Origin of the sequence: Sneathia sp. DSM 16631, assembly GCF_014892235.1 — a bacterium.
GTDB classification, from domain to species: Bacteria; Fusobacteriota; Fusobacteriia; order Fusobacteriales; family Leptotrichiaceae; genus Sneathia; species Sneathia vaginalis.
Map to the genome: position 1 here is coordinate 130,852 of NZ_JADBHL010000001.1, position 10,760 is coordinate 141,611.

9 protein-coding genes are annotated in these 10,760 nt (G+C 27.4%); 8 read left to right on the forward strand and 1 reads right to left on the reverse strand.

Annotated elements, in window-relative coordinates:
• Nucleotides 1–10: 10 nt before the first annotated feature.
• A complete protein-coding gene (locus IMK15_RS00635; protein ID WP_192941509.1) occupies nucleotides 11–1,600 on the reverse strand; it encodes a S49 family peptidase in 1,590 nt (529 codons plus the stop codon).
• A gap of 69 nt (nucleotides 1,601–1,669) precedes the next feature.
• Here IMK15_RS00635 and IMK15_RS00640 point away from each other — a divergent pair, with 69 nt between their 5' ends.
• The 8 genes from IMK15_RS00640 to IMK15_RS00675 all read left to right on the forward strand — a co-directional run bounded on the left by IMK15_RS00640 (nucleotide 1,670) and on the right by IMK15_RS00675 (nucleotide 10,758).
• Nucleotides 1,670–2,572 (forward strand): DMT family transporter, encoded by a 903-nt coding sequence (locus tag IMK15_RS00640; protein ID WP_285162357.1) that lies wholly within the window; start codon nucleotides 1,670–1,672, stop codon nucleotides 2,570–2,572.
• A 174-nt stretch (nucleotides 2,573–2,746) separates the two neighbouring features.
• Nucleotides 2,747–3,304: a hypoxanthine phosphoribosyltransferase gene (gene hpt, locus IMK15_RS00645; RefSeq protein WP_046328690.1), complete on the forward strand. Its 558-nt coding sequence runs from the start codon at nucleotides 2,747–2,749 to the stop codon at nucleotides 3,302–3,304.
• On the forward strand, nucleotides 3,288–4,061 hold the full coding sequence (gene rsmA / locus IMK15_RS00650) for a 16S rRNA (adenine(1518)-N(6)/adenine(1519)-N(6))-dimethyltransferase RsmA (RefSeq protein ID WP_192941511.1): 774 nt from the start codon (nucleotides 3,288–3,290) through the stop codon (nucleotides 4,059–4,061). The genes hpt and rsmA overlap by 17 nt, the downstream gene beginning before the upstream one ends.
• Nucleotides 4,054–4,296: a DUF4911 domain-containing protein gene (locus IMK15_RS00655; RefSeq protein ID WP_046328688.1), complete on the forward strand. Its 243-nt coding sequence runs from the start codon at nucleotides 4,054–4,056 to the stop codon at nucleotides 4,294–4,296. The genes rsmA and IMK15_RS00655 overlap by 8 nt, the downstream gene beginning before the upstream one ends.
• Nucleotides 4,296–4,538, forward strand: coding sequence for a KH domain-containing protein (locus IMK15_RS00660; RefSeq protein ID WP_046328687.1), 243 nt, complete (start codon nucleotides 4,296–4,298; stop codon nucleotides 4,536–4,538). Before IMK15_RS00655 ends, IMK15_RS00660 begins: the two co-directional genes overlap by 1 nt.
• Before the next feature lies 1 nt (nucleotide 4,539).
• Complete coding sequence (locus IMK15_RS00665) at nucleotides 4,540–5,790, forward strand: adenylosuccinate synthase (RefSeq protein ID WP_192941512.1); 1,251 nt, start codon at nucleotides 4,540–4,542, stop codon at nucleotides 5,788–5,790.
• An 88-nt stretch (nucleotides 5,791–5,878) separates the two neighbouring features.
• Nucleotides 5,879–6,484, forward strand: a complete 606-nt coding sequence (locus tag IMK15_RS00670; RefSeq protein WP_226869144.1) for a deoxynucleoside kinase — start codon at nucleotides 5,879–5,881, stop codon at nucleotides 6,482–6,484.
• Nucleotides 6,484–10,758: a PolC-type DNA polymerase III gene (locus tag IMK15_RS00675; protein WP_192941514.1), complete on the forward strand. Its 4,275-nt coding sequence runs from the start codon at nucleotides 6,484–6,486 to the stop codon at nucleotides 10,756–10,758. Before IMK15_RS00670 ends, IMK15_RS00675 begins: the two co-directional genes overlap by 1 nt.
• The last annotated feature ends 2 nt before the right edge of the window (nucleotides 10,759–10,760 follow it).

Genomic DNA, 10,760 nt, shown 5'->3' on the forward strand with positions numbered 1-10,760 from the left:
GACCCCTATTTTAATATATAGCTTCATCAAATAGTAGTAAAGGCTTATTTAAATACTCATCATATTTTAAAAGTGGAATACTAGATTTGATATATGTTTTAACATTAAATTTCTTATTAATTTTAACTAGTCTATAATCAGGAAGATTTAAGTATTTTTTCATTTCTTCTATAACTTCACCTATATTTTTTATACCATCAACAAGTCCGTTGTATCTTGCATCTTTTGCAATAAATACACGTCCTCCAGAAATATTTTCTAATCTTCTATCAGACATATGTCTTGCCTTAATTACAACATTTTTAAATTCTCTATATACACCATTCATATGATCATATATTCTATCTATAGTATCAAATGATAAATGTTCATAAAGATTACCATATTCTAGTGTCTTACCTTTTTCTAAACCTGAATAATTAATATCTAATTTTTTAGCTAATTTTGAATATGTTGGATATATACTAACAACACCTATAGATCCTGTTATTGTACTACTATTTGCAAACATTTTTTTAGCAGTTGATGCAATAAAGTATCCACCAGATGCACATACATCTTTCATTGAAACAAATATAGGTACTTGTACATTTTCTTTTATATAGCTATATATCAAACTTGATTCATAAGCAGAACCACCTGGAGAATCAATTTCTATTACTAAGCCTTTTAAATTATCTATTTCATTTATCTTATCAATCTTGTATTCTACTTCTTCTAAAGATAAACCTTTTTTAGAAATTTGACCTTCAAGACTAATTAGTCCTATTACATTTTTTGATTTATTTTTCTTTTCTTTAAAATTGTAATTTGTAATATCTATTAGATAGTCATCATTTAGAAGCTTATTTTTATTCATTCTACCATCTATTAATTTTTCAGAGTAATTAAAGAAATATTCACCTTCTAATAGTTCATTTGATATATCTATACCTCTTCTTTCTTTTACAAAAGATATGAAGTTATTTAATCTCTCATCAAAAATTTTTGTTAAATTTTCTTTTAAATTAGGACTCATAGATTTTCTTGTATAATTTTCACCCATAGCCTTGTAATCACCTATATGTATAGCTTTTACATCTATTCCTACTTTATCTAATAGTCCTTTTAAGTAACTTATCTTTCTATAATATCCTTGTAATAATAGGGTAGAATTAATTGTGTTTTCTAGATATATCTTATTTGCTAATAGAGCTGTATAATAGCTATTATTTGTATACATTGTTGATATAGCAATTACTTCTTTTTCCTTATTTAATTTTTTAAATAGGGGGTAAAGTTCTTCAACTTGAACCATAGAAAGTTTCATTTTATCAATATCAAGAATTATTTTCTCTATTTTCTTATTATCCAATATATCATTTAATTTTGCATAAAGTACATCAAAACTAGAACTTTGTTTTAATGGATTTTTTTCTGTATCATATTTAAAATCTTCTAAAGTAATTAATATGGTTTTTGCCTTTTTAGGTTTACACTTATCTTCTTTTTTGTCATTATGTGACATTTTAAATATTAATATACTAAGTATAATTAAAAGAATAATGACAAAAATGGCTGTAATAAGGCTAGATATTAATGTTAATAAAAATAATTTCATTTTTCCTCCTTGTTTTTTAATATGGTTTATTATATCATAAAAATATATTTTAATGAAAGAGGTGGTAATGTGAACTACGGTTGGCTTTTAATTACAATAGGAGCTACTATGTGGGGGATAGATGGTGTACTTTTAACACCTAGATACTTTATGTATGGTTTTTTTGATGTTAGATTTATTGTATTTATGTCACATTTTGTACCGACTATAATTCTATCAATTCTATTTTGGAGACAATACAAATATTTAAAAACTTTTAAAAAGAATGACTTCATATATTATGGACTAATTTCCTTATTTGGAGGATGTATAGGGACTTTAGCTATAGTTAAAGCATTACAATTAAGTAATTTTAGTTTAAGTATGGTAACACTAATACAAAAATCACAACCAATATTTGCAATTATACTTGCATATATTCTGCTTAAGGAAAGACCTAAGAAAAAGTTCTATATTATACTAGTAATTACTTTAGTTGCTTTATACTTATTGATATTTGGACTTAAAAATCCTTTATCTTTACCTAAACAAAATTTACAAGCAGCTATTTATTCATTCATAGCAGCAGTATCGTTTGGTAGTTCAACAGTTTTTGGTAAAAAAATAGTATCTAAACATTCTTTTTTGACCACAACATTTTATAGATTCCTATTTACAAGTATTATAACATTTTTCATCCTTCTATTATTCCCACTAAATACTATTGCTTCATGCAAGCAGTACTTTAGTAATTCAAACATCTATATATTAACAGTAATAATTGCAGTGTATAGTTTGATTGGGTTAATAATATACTATAAAGGAATGATAACAACAAAGGCTACATATGCTACTATTTGCGAATTAGCATATCCACTAACATCAGTTGTAGTAGAAGCATTAGTATTTAAACACTACTTGAGTGTAATACAATTGATATCTGCGACTGTATTAGTTTTAGCTATTGTATATTTAAATTTAGATAAAGAATAAAGTTAGCAAAAATACTTGCACACGTTAGTGTTTTGTGCTAATATACCATTAAAGAGAGTACTTCCTTAGTGCATAAGCATGATGAGTAAAGGCTCTTTTTTTGGAATATATTCAAATGACAAAAATGTATAATTGTGATATAATTAAAAAAATAAATTGGAATTGAGGAGAAAGATGGCTAAGAATTGGGAAGAACACATTGTTAAAACACTAATTTCTAGGGAACAAATAGCGACTAGAGTAAGAGAATTAGGTGAACAAATTACTAATGACTATAAGGATGATGACGCTCCTTTTGTAGTGGTTGGAATTTTAAAAGGTTCTGTTGTATTTATGTCAGACTTAGTAAGAGAAATTAAATTACCATTAACTATGGACTTTATGGAAATTTCAAGTTATGGAGATAATTTTACTACATCTAGAGAGATAAAGATAATAAAGGACCTTGAACACAGTGTAAGAGGTAAGAATGTACTTGTAGTTGAAGATATAATAGACTCTGGATTAACTTTAAAGAAAATATTAAAAATGATAGGTAAACGTGAACCCAAGAAGGTTATACTTTGTACCTTATTAAATAAAGAAGAAAGAAGACAAGCAGATGTTGATGTTCAATATATAGGCTTTGATATACCTGATGAATTTGTATCTGGTTATGGATTAGACTATAAGCAAGAATATAGAAACATACCATATGTTTGTGTTTTAGATATACATGAAAACAAAGAATAATCATAAATTTAAGAAAAAGTATGGTCAAAATTTTTTAGATGATAAAGAGCTTTTAGAAAAAATTGAATCTGTAATTTCATTAGATAAAGATACAAGTTCAGTATTGGAAATAGGTCCAGGTAGAGGATTTCTAACTGGAATGTTGATTGATAATTCAAAAAGTGTAACGTCATATGAAATTGATGATGATTTGATACCATATTTAACAAATAAGTTCTCAAGCTACACTAATTTTAACTTGTGTCATGAGGACTTTATGAAAGCTAAAATAAGTGGTGATCATTTAAAGGTTATTGCTAATATTCCGTACTATATTACTTCACCTATCTTGCAAAAATTAATTGAAAATAGAGATAAAATAGATGAAATATACTTAATGGTACAAAAAGAAGTCGCTCAAAGAATATGCAGTAATGATGATGTTAGTATATTAACACATTCTGTAAACTTTTTTTGTGAGTCAGAATACCTGTTTACGGTTAATAAAGAATATTTTACTCCAAAACCTAAGGTAGATTCTGCATTTATTAAGCTTTCTGTTAGAAAAAGTGATAAGTATGAAGATAAAATTGATAGTAAAAGATATTTCAATTTCTTGAAATTAGCTTTTTCTAATAAGAGAAAGACCTTAGTAAATAATTTAAAAGGATATTTTGATAAAGATTTACTTGAAACAAAAATAAATAAAAATATACGAGCAGAACAGCTTAGTATAGATGACTTTATTTCTTTAATTAAGGAGCTACATTATGACTGAATATGAATACATTTTAAGAGTAGGTAGAGAAAATATTGATATAGTTAACAAGATAACAGAAGCATATGAGGGCATAGGAAATGTTAGAACTATGGATAATGTTGATGGAATAGTAAAAATACTGACAAATTCACATTTTTTAAATGATATTGATGAAATGTTAGAAAAAATATATAGAGTCTATGGTATAAAGATTGATATAATAGATAAAAGAGAATGGCAAGGTGTAATATAATGAGTAAATATCTAAAAACTGTTTCATTTTGGATAGATGAACTAATACAAGATAAAGACAAATATGAAATTAAAGAAGAAACACAAGGTAAAAACCTTAATATATATGTAGATGTTCAAAAATCATGTATGGGTAAAATTATTGGTAGAAATGGTAATATAATTACAGCAATAAGAAATCAAATTAATACTATTTCTAAAAAAGATAAGATGAATGTTAAAATTATAGTTAAGGACATTTAATATGGAAGAAAAATTTAATACCTATGTAGTAATGGGACTACAATGGGGTGATGAAGGTAAAGGTAAAATAATCAGTGAAATAGCAAAAGACTCTGATTATGTTGTACGTTATCAAGGTGGTAATAATGCAGGACACACTGCATATTTAGATAATAAAAAATATAGACTAGATATGTTACCTTTAGGAATATTAAATACTAAAGGGAAATGCATATTAGCACCAGGTATGTTCATAGATATAGAAAGTTTGTTTGATGAGATAGCTTTTCTTGAAAAAGAAGGTAAAACAATACATAACCTATATATCGATGGTAGAGCACAACTAATAATGCCTTATCACAACTTATTAGCTAGTTTGAGTAATAAAAAGACTAATGTTGCCTTATGCAATGAAGATAAATTCATGAAAGTTGGCATAAGAATGGCTGATCTTTTATCACTTGAAACTTTTTCTAATAAGTTACTGCATAATATTAAAGAAAAGAATGAAATTCTAAAAAGCTATAACGAAGATGTTTTAGATTTTTCATATATAAATTCAAAATATGAAGATTATGCAATGAATTTAAAAAATATAATAATTGATTCTACAAGTGAAATAAATAAAGCTATCAATGAAGGTAAAAAAGTACTTTTTGAAGCATCAGAATCTATGATGTTAGATGTAAATTTTGGAACTTATCCTGATATTTCATCAAATATTACAACTGTAGCAGATGTTATGGTTGGAGTAGGGGTTGCACCTAATAAGATAAAAAATATTATAGGTGTTTTCAAACCATATAGTACAAGAGTAAATAAGGGAATTTTACCAACAGAAATTGTTGGACAAGTTTCTAATTTTTTACGTGATAGAGGTAATGAATATGTTTCTGCAACTGGTGCTGCAAGACGTTGTGGTTGGCTTGATTTAGTAATATTAAAATACGGTTGCATGATAAACGGTATAACTAGCCTTTATATGACAAAATTAGATGTACTAACAGGATTAAAAAAGATAAAAATAGCTATAGGTTATGAAATAGATGAAAGAATTTACCAAGTATACCCAATAAATTATGATGAAGCAAAGGAAATTAATATACTATATAAAGAATTTGATGGTTGGGATGAAGATATTAGTAATATCACTGATTATGATGATTTGCCATATAATTGTAGAAGATTTATAGAATATATAGAAGGGTATTTAGAAACAAAAATAGAACTAATATCTGTTGGTGCTAAAACAAATCAAAGTATAAAGAGATAATAATAGCCCATATTGGGCTTTTTTTTTAGGAGAAAATATGAGTTATTACAAAGATTTTTTTGAAAGTATTAAAATTAAGGAGGAAACAATGAAGGGTACTATATGTATAGAAGGTGTTGTAGGTGTTGGAAAGACTACATTAGGTAGATTAATTGCAGAACGTTATGGAGTAAATCTTTATGAAGAACCTGTAGTCAATAACCCTATACTAGATAAATTTTATCATGACAAGAATAGATGGAGTTTCACATCGCAAATTTTCTTTTTAAATAAAAGATTTAAGATGATAAAGGATGCAAGTAAAAAGAATGCTTGTGTTTTAGATAGATCAATTTATGGTGATGTAATATTTAGTAAAATGCTTGTTCATGATGGATTTATGACTCAGGAAGAATTTGATATATATGAAGAACTTTTATACAATATGCTAGAACACGTAGAAAAACCAAGACTTATGATATATCTTGAAACTTCAGTTGACTGTGCTGTTGCTAAAATTAAAAAAAGAGGAAGAGACTATGAACAAATAGTTCCAAGACAATATTGGGAAAATCTTGATAAGAATTATAGGGAATACTTTAAACACTATAATCTATCTGATTTAATTGTAATTAATGTAGATAATAGAGATTTTTTAAATAATCCTGAAGATAGAGAATATATATTCGAATTATTAGATAAGAAGTTGAAATAATGTTAAGAACAAAGATAATAAGACCATATAAGGGAATAGAAAAGGCTTTTGGACTAGACAGTCTAGAAATTGTAGCCGTTAAGGTTATACCCTCACATATTAATGAACTATTAGTTAAAATTAAAGTAATAAATGCTAGTAAGATAGATGACTTTTTCAGATTAAATAGACTTATCACTAACTATTTATCAGAATATGAAAATAGTTATAAAACAGTATATTACATAGAGTTTGATAAAACTGCTAGCTATTTTGACGTAATTAAATATACTATAGCACAAATGACACTAGAAAAACCTGGTATAGTGCCTCTTCTATTAAACTATGAACTAATTACTGACATTAGTGGTATCATAGTTAAATTACCTTCTAAACTACAAGTCAAAGAATGTTTAGATAATACGATAGACATTGAATTGAGAAAAAAAATTGAAAAGATTTATCCCGATAGAAAAGTATCTATTACTTTTAAAGAACAAGGGGAAAAAGAAAAAGAAGTAGTTGAAAAAAAGAAAGTTGAACCTGAAAAAGTTTTAATAGTAGACTTATCTGTTGGTAAATTTATTGAATCTAGTGGTGAAGTATTTGATATTGTCGAAAAAGAAATTAAAACTAGAACTGGTCTTTTTAAGAAGATTCTAACTTTCTATATCACTGACTACAACACCTCATTATCTTGCCGTAAATTCTATAATATAGACGACAATATTGGAATTTCAATAGGAGATATTGTTACTGTAAAAGGGACTTACAAAAAAGATGACGCCTATACAAGAGAATATTATGTAGATACAAAAAGTATAGTTAAAACAGGTGTTGCAAACCACGAAATTGTTGATACTGCACCTAAAAAAAGAGTAGAACTTAATATTAAGACTAATATGAGTGAAATGTATGCGAATATAAATCCAAAAAAATTATCTAGTATGCTAGAACATATCGGATACACCTCATATGCAGTAGCAGATATTGGTGTTGTACACGCTTTCCCCTTCCTATACAATAATAGTAGTGAGAATATGAAGGTCATATTTGGAGTAGACGCATTTATGGTTGATGATGCTGAACAATTAGTTGTAAATCCAAGTGATAATAGTATAAAAGATGAAACTTATGTAGTATTTGACATTGAAACTACTGGTTTGTCACCATATAATGATAAGATAATAGAAATAGGGGCTGTTAAGGTTAAAAATTTTGATGTAATAGATACATATTCAGTATTTATTAACCCTGAAATACCCTTATCAGAATTTACAACACAACTTACAAGTATAACAAATGAAGATGTTAAGAATGCTAAAACTATAGATCAGATACTACCTGAATTTCTTGAGTTCATAGGTCAAGCTACACTAGTTGCACAAAATGCAAAATTTGACGTTGGATTTATGTATGAAAAGAGTAGACAATTAGGTATTGATGTTAAATTTAAATATATTGATACTATACAGTGGGCAAGATTGACTATACCAGATCAAAAGAAATTTAATCTTGATGCATTATGTAAAAGATTTGGCGTAGTAAATGAACATCACCATAGAGCGATAAATGACGCTGAGGTTACAGCTAAAATTTTTAAGTGCTTAATGGAACTTGTAATAAAAATGGGGGCTAATACTCTAAAAGAGGTTAATAATCTACATATAGATGATAAGATAGCACCCGTAAAAAAGACTACAATATTAGTTAAGAATAAAAGAGGATTAAAAACACTATACAAGCTAATTAGTGAATCATTCCTAGACTATTTTGGTAATTCTAAACCAAGAATACCTAAGAGTGTTCTAACGGAAAATAAAGAAGACTTTTTAATTTCACCATCACCATCATATGGTTTTAATGAATCTGGTGAATTAGTTGAACTATACTTTAGAGGTCTTCCTAAGGAATATATAGAACAAAAAGCAAAATACTATGACTATATCCAACTATTACCTGTTAGTTGCTATGAAAAAGAAATAAAAGAAGGGGAAGTTAGTAGCGAAGAACAAATACAAGAAATGAATCGTTACTTCTATACACTTGGTAAAAAACTAGGTAAAAAAGTTGTTGCTGTTGGAAATACCATGTATATGCATAAGTATGAGTATAAGTCAAAATCAGTATTACAAATTGCAAATGCAGATTTTAAAGCAGCTAAGTATAACGCTAATGCACATTTTAGAACTACGACTGATATGTTAGAAGAGTTTAAATATATGGGTGAAGATGTTGCTTATGAAATAGTTGTAGAAAACACAAATGATATATCTGATAGTATTGATAGAATACAACCTATACCTAGTGGATTTTATCCACCTAAAATTGATGGTGACAGGGAAATGGTTAAAAAATTAACCTATGATAAAGCATATGAACTATATGGTGAAAATATACCTGAGTTAATTAAAAAAAGAATAGAAAAAGAATTAAATGCAATAATAAATAACGGTTTTGCCGTTCTATACTTAATAGCTCAAAAATTAGTTAAAAAATCAGTAGATAATGGATACCTTGTTGGTTCAAGAGGATCTGTTGGTTCATCTATAGTTGCATATTTGATGGGAATAACTGAGGTTAATGGTTTGTCACCACATTATAGATGTCCTAATAAGGAATGTAAAAATATTGAAATATATGATCTTGAAACATCAGGTGTAGACTTACAAGAAAAGAATTGTCCTAAATGTGGTACAAAATATATACGTGATGGACACGCTATACCTTTTGAAGTATTTATGGGATTTAATGGTGAAAAAGTACCAGATATAGACCTTAATTTTTCTAGTGAATATCAAAGTGAAATTCATAAATACACTGAAGAAATTTTTGGTAAAAAATTTGTATTTAGAGCTGGTACAATTTCAACAACAGCAAAGAATAATGCAATAGGTTACGCTAAAAAATATTATGAAGAAACTTTAAAAGACTTTTTAAAGAAAGAATCTATAAAAAAATTTGGTACTTTTGAAAATACACCAATACAAGATAACTTTAGAGATACCTTACTAAAAAATGAATTAAGTAAAAATATGGCTGAAATAGTTAGACTAGCTAAATTAATAGAAGGTACTAGAAAAACAACAGGACAACACCCTGGTGGTATGGTTGTAATTCCTAATGATATGTCTGTATTTGACTTTACACCAATACAAAAACCCGCAAATGATTTAACATCAGATTCTACAACTACGCATTTTGATTATCACGTTATGGATGCACAACTTGTTAAATTAGATATATTAGGACATGATGATCCAACTACCTTAAAAATATTAGAAGATTTAACTGGTATAAGTCCATATACATTACCACTAACAGATCCCAAAGTATTAAGCCTATTTACCTCAACAAATGCACTAGGTGTAACACCTGAACAGATTGGTACTGAATTAGGGACAAATGGAATACCTGAATTTGGAACTAACTTTGTTAAGGAAATGCTAAAAGATACAAAACCTACAACATTTACTGAATTAGTACGTATATCAGGATTATCACATGGTACAGATGTTTGGTTAAATAACGCAAAAGACTATATTAATGCAAATGTTGCAAGTCTTAGTGAAGTTATTACCGTAAGAGATGACATTATGAACTATTTAATCTTACAAGGTATGGATAAGAGTTTAGCATTTAAGATTATGGAATTTGTAAGACGTGGTAAACCATCAAAATTAAAAGAACAATGGGAAGAATACAAAAAAGAAATGCGTAAATCTGGTGCAAAAGAGTGGTATATTGAATCATGCGAAAAAATTAAGTATATGTTCCCTAAAGGACATGCTGTTGCCTATGTTATGATGGCAATAAGAATTGCATACTTTAAAGTATACTATCCACTTGAATTTTATACTGCTTACTTAAATAGAAAAATTTCATCATTTACCATGAGTAAAATGTTTAAACCCGTTGAAAAATTAAAAGAACGTTTAAAAGAACTAGATATGATAGCGAATAAGAATGCAAATGATAAAGCAGAATTTGCCTTACTTGAAATTTTAATAGAAATGCATTACAGGGGTATAGAGTTATTGCCAGTAGATTTAGAAAAATCTGCTGCAAGGTCATTTATAATAAATGATGGGAAAATTAGAATCCCCTTTATAGGCATAGACCAATTAGGAGAAATAGCTGCTACTAATATAGTAAAGGCTAGACAAGTAAAGGCATTTACATCTCAAGAAGATTTAATGAAAAGAGCTGGAATCAATAATTCTGTAATGGAAACATTGAGAAAGTATAATATAATAACAAACTTATCACTTACAGAACAACAAACTTTATTCTAGGA

Bases quoted from the DNA above. Each gene is read 5' to 3' on its own strand.
- IMK15_RS00635 (WP_192941509.1), bottom strand. From the start codon at position 1,600: ATGAAATTATTTTTATTAACATTAATATCTAGCCTTATTACAGCCATT.
- hpt (WP_046328690.1), top strand. From the start codon at position 2,747: ATGGCTAAGAATTGGGAAGAACACATTGTTAAAACACTAATTTCTAGG.
- rsmA (WP_192941511.1), top strand. From the start codon at position 3,288: ATGAAAACAAAGAATAATCATAAATTTAAGAAAAAGTATGGTCAAAAT.
- IMK15_RS00655 (WP_046328688.1), top strand. From the start codon at position 4,054: ATGACTGAATATGAATACATTTTAAGAGTAGGTAGAGAAAATATTGAT.
- IMK15_RS00660 (WP_046328687.1), top strand. From the start codon at position 4,296: ATGAGTAAATATCTAAAAACTGTTTCATTTTGGATAGATGAACTAATA.
- IMK15_RS00665 (WP_192941512.1), top strand. From the start codon at position 4,540: ATGGAAGAAAAATTTAATACCTATGTAGTAATGGGACTACAATGGGGT.
- IMK15_RS00670 (WP_226869144.1), top strand. From the start codon at position 5,879: ATGAAGGGTACTATATGTATAGAAGGTGTTGTAGGTGTTGGAAAGACT.
- IMK15_RS00675 (WP_192941514.1), top strand. From the start codon at position 6,484: ATGTTAAGAACAAAGATAATAAGACCATATAAGGGAATAGAAAAGGCT.